Raw genomic sequence first — 12,951 nt, 5'->3', positions numbered from 1 at the left:
GGCAGGCGGGCGCCCCGGGTCCGTCCAGCACACCGCACAGATCGACCCTCGGCGTCCGCCCCGCGCGGGCCGGCGCCGCGTCACGACAGATTGGTGACCGACCGTGTCCTCCTCCGCTCCTGCCCCCGCCGGGTTCGCCCGCCGTCCCCGCACGTACTTCGACCTGGTGGTCGCGGCGTACTGCGTGGTCCTGGTGCTCTCCAACGTCGCCGCGACCAAGGGCGTCGCGTTCGGCCCCGTCATCACCGACGGAGGCTTCTTCCTCTTCCCCCTCGCCTACGTCCTGGGCGACGTCGTGGCGGAGGTCTACGGCTTCCGGGCCGCGCGCCGCGCCATCGTCACGTCCTTCGCCGCGGGACTGTTCTCCTCGGTCGTGTTCTGGCTGGTCATCGCTCTGCCCCCGGCGGAGTTCTACGAGGGCCAGGCGGCCTTCGAGTCCGTGCTCGGCCCCGTCCCGCTCATCGTGGCCGGCTCCCTGCTGGGCTATCTCGCGGGGCAGCTGCTGAACGCGTTCGTGATGGTCCGGATCAAGGCGCGCACGCGGGAGAAGCACCTGTGGGCCCGGCTCATCGGCTCGACGCTCGTGGGCGAGCTCGTGGACACCGTGATCTTCTGCACCGTCGCGGCCCCGGTCATCGGCATCACCACCGCGGCCGACTTCCTCAACTACGTGGTGGTGGGCTACGTGTACAAGGTCCTGGTCGAGGTGCTGGTCATGCCGGTGACCTACGCCGTGATCGGCTGGCTCAAGCGCCGGGAGCCGACCTACGGCGAGACCGCCGTCCCGGGGGCGGCCCTCGCACCCCAGCGCTGACGGGCCCGGGCGCCCCGCCCGGCCGGGGCGGTGCACGGGCCTACGATGAGCGCATGGATCTCCTCACGGGCACCGGACTCGCGGCCTCGGCGGGACTGAACGCCTACATCCCGCTCGTGGTGCTGGGCCTGCTGGACCGCTGGACCGAGGTCGTCGACCTCGGCCCGGGCTTCGCCTGGCTGTCGAACGGGTGGGTCCTGACGGTCCTGGCCGTGCTGCTGGCCGTGGAGGTGGTGGCGGACAAGGTCCCGGTCGTGGACTCCTTCAACGACCTGCTGCAGACCTTCGTGCGCCCGACCGCCGGGGGCATCGTCTTCGGCTCCTCGGCCACCGCCCAGATCGCCGGGATCGACCTCGGCGGGCAGACGGCGACCGTCACGGACCCGGAGGCGTTCCTCTCCTCGCACGCCTGGATCCCCGTGGCCACCGGGGCGGTGATCGCCCTGGTGGTGCACGTGACCAAGACGGTCTCGCGGCCGGCCGTCAACACCCTGAGCGCCGGGGCCGCGGCGCCCGTGGTCTCGACCGTGGAGGACGTCTCCGCGCTCACGCTGTCCCTCGTGGCCGTCCTCCTGCCGCTGCTCGTCCTCGTGCTGCTGGCCGCCGTCGCCGTCCTGCTGTTCTTCCTCTACCGCGGGCTCCGGCGCCGCCGCCGGCCGGGGACGGACCCCGGCCGGCCGGGCGCCGCCGGCACGGCTCAGAAGCCGAGATAGGCCAGCTGCGCGCCCACCGAGCTCCGGGCGGCGGGCAGCACGTGCTCCGGGACGTCGGCGTAGATCCGCGCCGTGATGGCCTCGAGCGTCGCGGCGCGGCCCAGGGCCCGCAGGGCCTCCCGGACCTCGCCGAGACGCTCCATCCGGTGCTCGAGCAGCTCCTCGCACACCGCCTCCACGTCCTCCCGCACGTCCCCGTGCGCCGGGAGGACCAGGGCGTCGCCCAGCACCGCCAGGCGCTGCAGGGAGCGCAGGTAGTCGCCCAGGCTCCCGTCCGGGTGGTCGAGCATCGTGGTCCCCCGCCCCAGGACCGTGTCGCCCGTGAGCACCGAGCCCGAGGTGCGCCCCGCGGCGGCGGTGGCCGCGCCCGCGACCGGGGTGTCGTCGGGCAGGTGGAAGCTCACGGAGTCGGAGGTGTGCCCGGGGGTGTGCAGCACCCGGATGCGGCACCCGGCGGCCTCGATCGTCTCGCGGTCGAGCAGCGGTCCGGCGTCGCGGCAGAACTGCGGCAGGACGGCGCGCACGGGCGCGCCGGTGAGCGCGTGGAAGTCGTCGACGGCCTCGGTGTGGTCCGCGTGGCGGTGCGTGATCAGCGTCAGGACGGTCCGCCCCGCCGCGGCCAGGGCGGCGAGGTGTCCGCGGTCGGCCGGCCCCGGGTCCACGACGACGACGTCCTGCTGCCCCGGCGCCCCGACCAGCCACGAGTTGGTGCCGTCCAGGGTCATGGGGCCCGTGTTGGGGGCGGTCAGCCGCCGGGTCAGAGCGGTGGTGCGGGTGCCGGCGTCCTGGGTCATGCGGGCAGACTATCCGAGCCCGGCGGGGAACCGGCGCCCCGGCTCACCCCGCGGCCAGCAGGGCCTCGAGCCGGGCGAAGGAGCCGCGCCACGCCGCAGCCGCCCCGGGGTGCACCGCGGGGGGCAGCGGCCCCTGTGTGAGCACCAGCAGGGTGCCCCCCTCCTGGGTGGGGACGAACTCGGTGCGCGTCAGCACGTGGCCGGCGGTGGGCCGGCCGTCCGGTCCGGGCAGCGCCTCGCGGCCCTCGAGCAGGGCGTCCCGCTCGACCCGCAGATAGGTGCCGTGCACCGGTGCCACCTGGGCGGGGTCGGTGTCGTGGACCATGCGGAAGCGCTGCCGGCCCCCGGGCCTGACCTCGAGCAGGACCGACTCCCGGGGCACGCTCCAGCCCGGCGGACCGAACCAGGCGGCGAGCCGGTCCGGCTCCGTGAAGGCGGCGAAGACCGCGGCCGGGGGGTGCGCGAGGGCGTGGGAGACGGAGAAGACCTCCGCGGGGTCCAGATCGGTGACGTCCATGCCCCCCATTGTCCCCGGTCGCTCTCGGCCCCCGGGCGCGGCGGTCGGTACAGTGGCGCACGTGAGCACCGAATCCGCGCCGGAGCCGGGGCCCCGCGAGCCCGGCACGCGGCCGGCCTGGGTCACCGCGCTCAAGGGCGGTGCGCTCCTGCTGCTGCTGGCCGTGGCGGTCTGGTACCTCATCGGCCACGAGCTGCCCACCGTGGAGCAGGTCCGGGTCTTCGTCGAGGGCTTCGGTGCGTGGGGGCCCGTCGTCTTCGCCGCGGTCTTCGTCCTCGTGGCGGCCACGCCGGTCCCGGTGACGATCATGGCCGTGTCCGGGGGATTCCTCTTCGGCATGGCCCAGGGCAGCGTGGTCGGCGTCCTGGCCACCACGGCGGGAGCCTGGCTGGGGTACTGGCTCGCGCGGTTCCTCGGCCGCGACGCCCTGTACCGGCTCGCGGGCAACCGGGTCGAGCTGGTGGAGCGCAAGCTCGTCGGCAAGGGCTTCCTCACGGTGCTCGTGCTCCGGCCCGTCCTGCCCAACTGGACCCTCAGCTACGGTGCGGGCCTCGTGCGCATCCCGCAGCGCGACTACCTCGGCGCCACCCTGCTCGGCGGGATGCCGGGCCAGGTGAGCTTCGCCGCCGTGGGAGCTTTCACGTCCCGGCCGTCGTGGCCGGCCCTCGCGGCGGTCGCCGCCTCCTGGGCGGTCGTGGTGGTCGTGGGCGTGCTCGCCTGGCGGCGCTCCCGCGGTGAGTCCGAGCGCGCCCCCGAGGCCGACGGCGTGGGGAGCGCCGACTAGGCTCGGCCGCGCCGCGGGTCCACGGCACGGCGACGCCCGGTCCTCGGGGCGAGGACCGGGCGGACGCCGTTCGGGGTGACCGGCCGGTGCGGCCGTGCGGTCCCCGGGCCTAGACCTGGGGCCGGACCGCGGTGGACCCGTCGGTCGGCTCGTTGCCGAGGAGGTGGAGCTTGCCGCTCCTGCGGTCGGCGAGGTACTCCTTCATGTCCCGCTTGATGACGGGCAGCAGCAGGTAGACGCCCAGCAGGTTCACGAACCCGCAGACGAACAGCGCCGCGTCCGCGAAGCTGATGACCTCGCTGAAGGTCAGGACGCAGCCCGCGATCGTGAAGAACAGGTAGATGCCGCGGAAGATGTTGTCGCTGAGCCGGCTGCGCCCGAACAGGTACTCCCACGCCTTGAGCCCGTAGTAGAACCAGGTGATCAGGGTGGAGAAGGCGAACAGGACCACCGCGACGGCCAGCACGATCGGGAACCAGGGGATGACCGTCGCGAAGGCGTCCGAGGTGAGGATGACGCCGTCGGGGGCGCCCCCGCCGGCCTGCACCTGGTCGATGCCGGCCTGCAGGCTCGGCGCGCCGGCGATGATGATGGCCAGGGCCGTCATGGTGCAGATCAGCACGGTGTCGACGAGCGGCTCGAACAGGGCCACGAAGCCCTCGCTCACGGGGCGGCGGGTCTTGACGGCGGAGTGGGCGATCGCGGCGGAGCCGAGACCGGCCTCGTTGGAGAACGCGGCACGCTGGAAGCCCACGATCATGACGCCCAGGACGCCGCCGGCCATGCCCTCGGGGGAGAACGCGCCGTCGATGATCGCGGCGATCGCGCCCGGCACGTGGTCGAGGTTGGCGAGGATGACGATCAGGCAGGCGGTGACGTAGACGGCGCCCATGGCCGGCACGAGCCGGCTGGTGGTGGCGCCGATCGACTTGATGCCGCCGATGATGACCAGGCCCACGAACAGGGCGAGGACGATGCCGAAGATCAGGGCCGCCCCGGCGCTGCCGAGGAAGCCGTCGGCGCCGCCGGTGACGTTCTGCACCTGGGCGAAGGTCTGGTTGGCCTGGAACATGTTGCCGCCGGCCGCACCGAAGAACAGGATCGCCACGGCGAAGACGCCGGTGAGGATCTTGGCGGGGATGCGGCCGAACTTGCTGAAGGCGATGGGCAGGTAGCGGAAGGGCCCGCCGCTGACCGTGCCGTCCTCGTGGACCTCGCGGTACTTCACGCCCAGGGTGCACTCGGCGAACTTGGTCGCCATGCCGAGCAGGCCGGCGCAGATCATCCAGAACGTCGCGCCGGGGCCGCCGAGGGCCATGGCCGCGCCGACGCCGGCGATGTTGCCCAGTCCCACGGTCCCCGACAGGGCGGAGGTCAGGGCCTGGAAGTGCGGCACCTCGCCGGGGTCGTCCTTGGTCGAGAACTTGCCCCGCACCACGTCGGCGGCGACCTTCAGACCGCGGAACTGGATGAACCCGAAGTAGATCGTGAAGATCACGCCGGCCGCGATGAGCCAGGCCACGACGAACGGGAAGCTCACCCCCGCGATGGTGATGGGGTAGAAGACGATGGTCGAGAAGACCTCGGTGATCGGAGCGAACGCGGTGTTGATGGCGTTGTCGATCGCTGCGAGCCACCCGACGTCGTCGGTGACGGTAGTCATGGGTAACGCCTGCGTGATCTGCATCTCACCACTACACCCTGTGGACAGCCCGTTGGCAACAGACACGCTTGTCGCCGAAAGAGCCATCTTGCCGTGGCAACAAAGAATTAACACGCAGCGGCCCGGCCTCCGCGCGAGGACGTCTCGTCGCGCGGTGGCCGGGCCGTAGGCGGTGCCGGGGCGGCGTCACCGTTGACGCCGCCGGCGCAGGGTCAGCGACCGGCGCGGGTCCCGCCGGCCAGGAACTGGGGGGCGGTCATGGCGCACACGCGCAGGCCGCGGGCCAGGTCGCTGCCGGCGCTGCGGAGGGCGCCGCCCACCGAGGTGGCGCGGGACGGTGCCGCAGCCCGGCCGATGGCGGTGAAGAGGAGGGCGGGGAGGCCGAAGACGAGGAGGAGAGCCATGGCAGCAGGCAACTTTCTGTGGGTGGTGCGAGGAGGTCCTGGGGTCCGAGGGCGTGCGACCGGGTGGTCCGGCGAGCAGCGACGCCTCGGTTGACATCTGAAGTCTAACGGGCCGATAGTGAATCAATCAATGTGAGAACCCTCACCAGAGAGGTGAATCGTTGCGTCTTGACGAGATTGACCAGCAGATCGTTGCGTCCTTGGTCCAGGACAGCCGGGAGAGCTACGCGGCCATCGGCCAGAAGGTGGGTCTGTCGGCCCCCGCGGTGAAGCGGCGGGTCGACGTCCTGCAGCAGACCGGGGCCATCAAGCGCTTCACGGCGGAGCTCGACCCGTCGGTCATGGGGTGGAACATCCAGGCGTTCGTGGAGCTGCACTGCGACGGCGGGCTCTCGCCGTCGATGATGCGCACCATGGCCGCCGAGATCGCCGAGGTGACCGCGGCCTACACGGTGACCGGCGAGGCGGACGGCATCTTCCTCATCCGGGCCGAGAACACCACCCACCTGGAGGACGTCATGGTCCGGATCAGGGAGTGGAAGGGCATCAACCACACGAGGAGCTCGGTCATCCTCTCGCACCTCTGAGCGCGGCCCGCCGGGCTCTGGAATACTGGCCGCACAGCACCCTCGTCACCGCATCGGAGGACCGGTCATGGAGAACGCAGCGGAAGCAGTCGTCGTCGTCGGGGTCGACGGATCCCCCCAGTCCGTGGAGGCGCTGCGCTGGGGCGCGCGTCTCGCGCCCGCGTACGGGGCGACCGTCAAGGTGGTGGGGGCGTGGGAGAACCCGCCCGAGTACGTCGGCTTCGTCCACTTCAAGGACGACCGGTTCGACGAGCTCGCCCGGGAGCGGGTGGAGCGTGCCGTCCAGGAGGCGTTCGGGGCGGACGTGCCGGCCGGGCTCAGCACCGTGGTGGAGTTCGGCCACCCGTCCAAGGTGCTGATGCGCCACTGCGAGGGGGCCGAGCTGCTGGTCGTGGGACGCCGGGGCCACGGCGGCTTCAAAGGGCTGCTGATGGGGTCGACGAGCTCCGCGTGCGTCGCCCACGCCCCGTGCCCGGTGCTCGTCCTCCCCGACGAGACGGTCGATGCCGGGCGGGCGGAGGACTCCGGGCAGGCGCAGGGGGCCGGGCCCGCCGGCTGAGGCGCCGCCCGTCCCGCCCGGGACCGGAGGGACTCGTCCGCCGTGTCCCCACAACATGCTCCCGCGATCGTGCGCGCGGCGCCGCGGCCTCTGTGATACTGATCACGTCAGCGTGATCACGTGAGCGAAGGATTCGGCATGAGCAACGGAACCGCAGCAGCGATCGTCGTCGGGGTCGACGGCTCCCAGCAGTCCGTCGAGGCGCTGCGCTGGGCGGCGCGGATCGCGCCGTCCTTCGGCGCGGGCATCAGGGCGGTCGGGGCGTGGGACTACCCGCCCGAGTACGCCGGGTACGTCCCGCTGGGCAGCGACAACTTCGACGAGGTCACCCAGAAGCAGGTGGACCAGGCGGTGCGGGAGGCCTTCGGCGACGACGTGCCGGCCGGGCTCACCACCTCCGTGGTGTTCGGCCACCCGTCGAAGGTCCTGGTGCACGAGAGCGAGGACGCCACGATGCTCGTCGTCGGGCGCCGGGGCCACGGCGGGTTCCGCGGGCTGCTGCTGGGCTCCGTCAGCGCCGCGTGCGTCGCCCACGCGAAGTGCCCGGTGCTCGTGATCCACGAGCACCCCGAGGCGGAGGGGCCGGCTCAGGAACGTCCCGCGTAGTAGCGGCCCAGGACCTCGTCCCGGTACTCGAAGTACGTCCCGTCGGCCATGGCCTCGCGGGCGCCGTCCACCATGCGCACGACGAACCGCTCGTTGTGGATCGACGTGAGCGTCGCGGACAGGCGCTCCTTGGCCTTGAACAGGTGGTGCAGGTACGCCCGGGTGTAGTGGGCGCACGTGTAGCAGTCGCAGCCGCTGTCGATCGGGGCGAGGTCCGTGCGGAAGCGGGCGTTGCTGACGGTGAAGCGTCCGTCCGGGGCGTACACGGCCCCGGTGCGGGCCACCCGGGTGGGGGAGACGCAGTCGAAGGTGTCCGCGCCGTTCTCGAGAGCCGTGAAGATGTCGTCCGGCTCCGAGATCCCCAGCAGGTGCCGTGGCCGGTCCTCAGGCAGCTCCTCGTTGCACCAGCGCACGATCGTGCCGAGGTTCTCCTTCTCGAGGGCCCCGCCGATGCCGAACCCGTCGAAGTCCATCGCGCCCAGGTCCCGGCACGCCTTCCGGCGCAGGTCCTCGTACTGGGCGCCCTGGATCACGCCGAACAGGGCCTGGTAGGGCCGGTCGGCGCGCTCCTCGGTGAGCCGGGCGTGCTCGGCGACGCACCGCAGCGCCCACCGGCGGGTCCGCTCGAGGGACGTCTCCTGGTAGCCGCGGGAGTTGTGCAGCGTGGTCAGCTCGTCGAACGCGAACATGATGTCCGCGCCCAGCCGGTGCTGCACCTGCATGGAGATCTCCGGGGTGAAGCGGTGGACGTCCCCGTTGATGTGGGACGTGAACGTGACCCCGTCGTCGTCGACCCGCGCCATGCGCTCCTTGCCGGTCGCGACGTCGTCGTCCCCCGCCGCCGAGGCCGCGACCGTGGACATGTCGATGACCTTCCGGAACCCCGAGCCCAGGGACATGACCTGGAAGCCCCCGGAGTCCGTGAAGGTGGGGCCGGACCAGTTCATGAATGCCCCGAGCCCGCCCGCGGCGTCCAGGACGTCCGCGCCGGGCTGGAGGTACAGGTGGTAGGCGTTGGCGAGCAGGGCCTGCGCGCCGAGCTCCGCCATGGACTCGGGCAGCACCGCCTTGACGGTGGCGGCGGTGCCGACGGGGACGAACGCCGGGGTGCGGATCGTCCCGTGCGGGGTGGTGATGGTCCCGGTGCGGCCCAGGAACGGGCCGCCGTTGGCCTCGAGGCGCCCGCCGGCGATCGTGGCGGTCTCGGCGAGCCGGTGCTCCACCGCGAAGCCGAAGTCGGAGCGGGCGGCGGCGGGGAGCAGGGTCTCTTCTGGAGCGGGCACCCGTCCATTGTGCGTCACCGCCCCGGGGGCGGGTGACGGCGAGCGCCCGTGCGCCGGTGACGCCGCTCAGCGGCCCCAGCCGGCGTGGGCCACGGCCTGGCGCACCAGGTCTCCGCGACCGCCCGCGAACTCCGCCTGCACCTCGGGGCTGAGCGCCTCCTCGGGGCTCATCCAGGACAGCTGCAGGGCGTCCTGGCGGGGGCTGCACTCCCCGCGCACCGGCACGATGTAGCTCAGCGCCACCGCGTGCTGCCGGTCGTCGGTGAGCCCCGTCTCGGACGGCGAGGGGAAGAACTCGGCCACGGCGAAGGGCGTGGTGGAGACCGGCAGCTGCGGGAACGCCATGGCCCCCAGGTCCTTCTCCAGATGGCGCAGCAGCGCGGCCCGGATGGTCTCCCGGTACAGCACCCGGCCGGAGACGAAGGTGTACATCATCTTCCCCTCGGGGGTCGCCTGCAGCAGCAGCCCGATCTCGGAGAGGTAGCCCAGCGGATCGAGCCGGACCGGCAGGGCCTGCACGTAGACCATCGGCAGGCGGCGCCGGGCCTCCTGCAGGTCGTCCTCGTTGAGCCAACCGGGGTTCGGATCGGGGGTGCGGAGGAAGTTCATACTGCTGTTCTATCCCAAGACCCCGGGCGGGGCCACGGCCCGCACCGCCCGGGGCGGCCGGTTCAGCGCTCAGCGGAGCCGGTGTCCCCGGGGACCGCTCCCGGGCGGGCCAGCCGGGCGGCGGCCTCCAGGACCGTCCACGCCTGCACCTGTGTGGACAGCTCGACCGGCACGCCGGGGCGCTGCGACTCGTCGGCGTGCCGCGCCGGGTCCGGGGAGAAGATCGCGACCGTCTCGCCGGCGGCCGCCGGTGCGGTGGGGGGCGCGTTGAAGTCCACCGCGGGATCGAACTCCCGCCGGCCCGCCCACAGGGCGTCGGCGGTGCCGGTCACGAGCGCGGCCGCGGTGCGGCGCGCCGCGGCGGGCAGTCCCGGGTGCAGGGCGGCATCGGAGAGGTAGCGGGCCAGGATCCCGCTGAACAGGCCGCCGTCCCCGCCGCCGTGGGTGCGCAGGACGGGGCGTCCGTCCAGGTCGCGGCCGTACTCCTGCGCGGCGCCCGCCACCACGTCGGCGGCCGTGCGCAGCAGGTCCGCCCGGTCCTGCTCGCCCGTGCCCGGGGCGTCCGCGAGCTCGAGGAGCAGACCGAGCACCGGCCCGGAGTTGTAGCTGAACAGCCTCTCGTCCCGGCGCGTCACCTCGGTGCCGGACCCGGCGGCGACCAGCTGCAGACCGTCGTGGAAGACCTTCCGTTCCGGGTCCCAGAGGGTGGCCCGCAGCCAGTCGAGCACCGCGCCGGCCTGTTCCCGGCGGTGCGTGCGCACGAAGCCGAGGGCCGTGGGCGCGGAGGACGCCGTGTTCTTGACGTCGTGGCGGGTGTTCCAGAACACGCCGCCCCCGAGGTCCCCGGTGTGGCCCCGTTCGAGCCGGGCGAGCAGGGCGCTGCCCGCGTCCAGGCACGCGACGTCCGGCCGGCCGGTCAGGGCGCGGTCCAGCTCGGCGAGACGGCCCACGGCCAGCAGCAGCCACGCCATGTCGTCGTAGTAGGAGTTGTGGGTCACCCGGCCGCCGCTGCGCAGGGTGATGCCCCGCAGCAGGCGGTGCCCCTCCCGGCGGAACCGCCGGGCCCGCGCCGGGTCGTCCAGGTGCCGCAGCCCGGCGTCCACGAGGGCGTCGAGCAGGTGCGCCTGCCACCAGTAGTGCCACGGGGCCTTCGGGGACGTGGGACGCGGGTGCGCCGGGGCGCCGAGCAGCGTGCCGGGCACCCCCAGCGCCCGTCCGGCGAACAGCTCTCGGACCGAGTGGGCGGCCTTGTCGGCACGCAGCGCGGCCGCGGCGCCCGGTGCGGCGGCGCCGGGGTGCTCGGTGGGCGTGGGGTGTGCGGTGGGCTCGGGGGTCGCCGCGGTGGGCGCGGCGCCCGCTCCGGTCGTCGGGGGCATGGGAACTCCTGTGCTGGCGGGGGAGGGGTGCTGGTGCCGAGCCTAGGCGCTCGCCGGGGCCGGCGGCCCGCCGCGGTCCTCGGCGCGGTTCCCGCCGGGGCCGAGGAAGAGCCGCCGGTGCAGGGTCTCGGCCGGTCCGGGGAGGCCGCGCCGCTCCAGCAGGGCCGCGCCGAGCAGCGTGACCAGCCACACGGCGGAGCCGAGCAGCAGCGCGGCGGTGGGCGTCAGAGAGCGGCCGAGCCCCAGTGCGAACGGGGGCAGCAGCACGGTGAACAGCACGGACTGGGCGAGATAGCCGCTCATCGACCGGCGGCCGAGGGCCTGCAGCGACCACAGCGCGGGATGCTCGCGCGCCCGGAGGGCCGCGGCCCGGGGGCCCAGCACGCGGTCGCAGACCAGCGCCACGAGCAGCGCGTAGCCGATGCCCTGCGCGGCGCCGGTCACCGCGTCCAGGCCGGTGAGCACGGACCCGGCGGTCGGCGAGGGCTCGAGCCGGTCCGTGGTCAGGAGTCCGGTGCCCACGCCCGTGAGCAGCCCGAGCCCGATGCAGACCAGGGCCGTGACCAGCAGCCGGCCGCGGCGGGGCCCGGGGTCCTCGAGCACGCGGTACCGGCTCAGGGCCAGCCCGAGCAGCAGCATGGGCAGCAGGCCGAGCAGCTGGAGCGGGGCGAAGGACACCACCCCGAGCCCCTCCACGAGCCCGAGGACCAGCCGCTCCGGGATCGAGTCCGCCACCAGGCTGGGGAAGGGCGGCGTGCCGGGTGTCCGCACGGACCAGCTCGCCGCACCGTAGAGCACCATGAGCACCGAGCCGAGGGCGGAGAGGATCACGAGGGTGCGCGTGCTCTCGGCGATCAGCACGGCGAGGAAGAGCCCGCCGAACGCGTAGGCGGTGATGATGTCCCCGGGGAAGAGCAGGCACGCGTGCAGGGCCCCGATGAGGAGCAGCCACCCGTAGCGGCGCAGCAGCAGCCGGCGCGCCAGGGGCGGCGGCGTGCCGCGGGCGGCCTCCCGCGCGGCGATCTGGCCCACGCCGTAGCCGACCAGGAACGAGAACAGGGGGAAGCCGCGGCCGTCCACGAGCATCGACATGGCCATGTTGGCGACGTCGTCAGCCGTCCACGCCGCGGTGCCCGCACCGGTGCCCAGCGTCCGGTCCCGGGGACCGTCCGTGGGCCCGGCAGCCCAGATCCAGACGGTGACGTTGGCGACCGCGATGACCCAGAGCATGAGCCCCCGGGCCACGTCCGGCGCCGGGACGCGGCCCGTCGCCCGGGGGGCGTGCGGAGCCCTCACGCGGCGTCCCCGGACGGCAGGGCGCGGCGGCTCTCGAGCACGAGCGGCTCGCCGGTCACCGGGTGGACGAGGGCGATGCGGCGGGCCAGCAGCTGAAGCGGCCGGCCGGGGTCCTCGGCGCCGGCCGGCCGCACCTGCGGGTACAGGGGGTCGTGGCGCACCGGGACGCCCAGGCCGGCCAGGTGCACCCGGATCTGGTGGGTGCGCCCGGACTCGGGCCGGAGGACGTAGCGGGCCCACGTCCCCTCCTCGTCCGCGAACGGCGGCCCGGCGCTCTCCACCTGGGTGCGGGCGTTGACGGGTCCCGGCACCTCCCGCGCCTGCAGGGACGTGCGGTCCTTGACGATGCGGGACTCGACGAGCCGCGGGAGGCGCAGCCCGGGCCGGTGCGCGGCCACGGCCTCGTACTCCTTCGCCACCGCACGCTCCTGGAAGAGGGTCTGGAAGCGGCCCCGGGTGCCGGGGTCCCGCGAGAGCAGCAGCACCCCCGCGGTGCCGCGGTCGAGCCGGTGCAGCGGGGAGAGCCGGTCCTCGCGGCGGGAGCGGCGCAGCTTCACGAGCGCGCTCTGCGCCACGAAGCCGCCGCGCGGCGTGGTGGGCAGCCCGTGCGGCTTGTCGACCGCCAGCAGCCACTCGTCCTCGAACAGGACCGGCAGGTCCCCGGGCAGCTCCGGCTCCTCGGGCAGGGCGCGGTGGTACCAGACCGAGCCGCCGGGGCGGAGGGGGGCGTCGTGTGGGAGGGGCCGCCCGGCGTCGTCGACGATCCCGCCGGCCGCGAAGAGCTCCTCGAGCTCGGGCGCGGACGCGGGGAACCTGCTCAGCAGATAGCCGCGGACGGTCCCGGGGGCGTCGGCCCCGGCGGCCGGCAGCCGTACCCGGACCGGGTCCACCCCGTCCCGCAGCGGCAGGGGGGCGGTAGCGGGCCGACGTCGTCGCATGGTTCCCG

The 12,951-nt window shown here is 73.9% G+C and carries 15 protein-coding genes; 6 read left to right on the top strand and 9 right to left on the bottom strand.

The annotated features are described in order from the left end of the window. Positions 1-103: 103 nt before the first annotated feature. A complete protein-coding gene (locus tag RF640_RS08495) occupies positions 104-814 on the top strand; it encodes a queuosine precursor transporter (RefSeq protein ID WP_109221741.1) in 711 nt (236 codons plus the stop codon). 53 nt (positions 815-867) lie between these two features. Beyond that, positions 868-1,527, top strand: a complete 660-nt coding sequence (locus RF640_RS08490; protein ID WP_035927819.1) for a DUF4126 domain-containing protein — start codon at positions 868-870, stop codon at positions 1,525-1,527. On the opposite strand, the gene RF640_RS08485 is transcribed toward RF640_RS08490, so the two are convergent. Then, positions 1,512-2,321, bottom strand: coding sequence for an MBL fold metallo-hydrolase (locus RF640_RS08485; RefSeq protein WP_368827470.1), 810 nt, complete (start codon positions 2,319-2,321; stop codon positions 1,512-1,514). The genes RF640_RS08490 and RF640_RS08485 overlap by 16 nt on opposite strands. Positions 2,322-2,364: 43 nt before the next feature. After that, positions 2,365-2,838 (bottom strand): SRPBCC domain-containing protein, encoded by a 474-nt coding sequence (locus tag RF640_RS08480; RefSeq protein ID WP_017833892.1) that lies wholly within the window; start codon positions 2,836-2,838, stop codon positions 2,365-2,367. Positions 2,839-2,899: 61 nt separating this feature from the next. Here RF640_RS08480 and RF640_RS08475 point away from each other — a divergent pair, with 61 nt between their 5' ends. Further along, positions 2,900-3,622 carry a TVP38/TMEM64 family protein gene (locus tag RF640_RS08475; protein WP_160291643.1) on the top strand — a complete coding sequence of 241 codons (723 nt, stop codon included), beginning with the start codon at positions 2,900-2,902 and terminating at the stop codon, positions 3,620-3,622. Between the two features lie 109 nt (positions 3,623-3,731). Here RF640_RS08475 and RF640_RS08470 read toward each other — a convergent pair whose 3' ends face one another. Together RF640_RS08470 and RF640_RS08465 are read right to left on the bottom strand one after the other, a co-directional pair. After that, entirely contained in the window at positions 3,732-5,285 is a 1,554-nt protein-coding gene (locus RF640_RS08470) for a sodium:alanine symporter family protein (protein ID WP_043739146.1), read from the bottom strand. Positions 5,286-5,497: 212 nt separating this feature from the next. After that, the gene (locus tag RF640_RS08465; RefSeq protein WP_017833895.1) at positions 5,498-5,689 is read right to left on the bottom strand and encodes a hypothetical protein; all 192 of its coding nucleotides are present in this window, start codon (positions 5,687-5,689) and stop codon (positions 5,498-5,500) included. A 161-nt stretch (positions 5,690-5,850) separates the two neighbouring features. Between RF640_RS08465 and RF640_RS08460 the strand changes: the two genes are divergently transcribed. The 3 genes from RF640_RS08460 to RF640_RS08450 all read left to right on the top strand — a co-directional run bounded on the left by RF640_RS08460 (position 5,851) and on the right by RF640_RS08450 (position 7,441). Then, a complete protein-coding gene (locus tag RF640_RS08460) occupies positions 5,851-6,276 on the top strand; it encodes an Lrp/AsnC family transcriptional regulator (RefSeq protein WP_035927806.1) in 426 nt (141 codons plus the stop codon). A gap of 67 nt (positions 6,277-6,343) precedes the next feature. Beyond that, positions 6,344-6,835 (top strand): universal stress protein, encoded by a 492-nt coding sequence (locus RF640_RS08455; protein WP_095651286.1) that lies wholly within the window; start codon positions 6,344-6,346, stop codon positions 6,833-6,835. Between the two features lie 138 nt (positions 6,836-6,973). Beyond that, positions 6,974-7,441, top strand: coding sequence for a universal stress protein (locus tag RF640_RS08450; protein ID WP_035927799.1), 468 nt, complete (start codon positions 6,974-6,976; stop codon positions 7,439-7,441). Here RF640_RS08450 and tgt read toward each other — a convergent pair. From tgt to RF640_RS08425, 5 genes are all read right to left on the bottom strand, one after another. After that, positions 7,423-8,724 carry a tRNA guanosine(34) transglycosylase Tgt gene (gene tgt, locus RF640_RS08445; protein WP_172604389.1) on the bottom strand — a complete coding sequence of 434 codons (1,302 nt, stop codon included), beginning with the start codon at positions 8,722-8,724 and terminating at the stop codon, positions 7,423-7,425. The two genes, RF640_RS08450 and tgt, sit on opposite strands and share 19 nt — an antisense overlap. Positions 8,725-8,790: 66 nt before the next feature. Then, positions 8,791-9,333, bottom strand: coding sequence for an NUDIX hydrolase family protein (locus tag RF640_RS08440; protein ID WP_017833900.1), 543 nt, complete (start codon positions 9,331-9,333; stop codon positions 8,791-8,793). 62 nt (positions 9,334-9,395) lie between these two features. After that, a complete protein-coding gene (locus RF640_RS08435; protein WP_172604388.1) occupies positions 9,396-10,709 on the bottom strand; it encodes a glycoside hydrolase family 76 protein in 1,314 nt (437 codons plus the stop codon). Between the two features lie 42 nt (positions 10,710-10,751). Continuing rightward, complete coding sequence (locus RF640_RS08430) at positions 10,752-12,005, bottom strand: DUF418 domain-containing protein (RefSeq protein WP_017833902.1); 1,254 nt, start codon at positions 12,003-12,005, stop codon at positions 10,752-10,754. Further along, the gene (locus RF640_RS08425) at positions 12,002-12,943 is read right to left on the bottom strand and encodes a pseudouridine synthase (RefSeq protein ID WP_368827467.1); all 942 of its coding nucleotides are present in this window, start codon (positions 12,941-12,943) and stop codon (positions 12,002-12,004) included. Before RF640_RS08425 ends, RF640_RS08430 begins: the two co-directional genes overlap by 4 nt. Between the last annotated feature and the right edge of the window lie 8 nt (positions 12,944-12,951).

This window comes from Kocuria sp. CPCC 205231 (assembly GCF_040980965.1).
GTDB lineage: Bacteria > Actinomycetota > Actinomycetes > Actinomycetales > Micrococcaceae > Kocuria > Kocuria rosea.
Note: the sequence above shows the minus strand (reverse complement) of the source record. Positions and strands in the feature narration are given on the sequence as shown.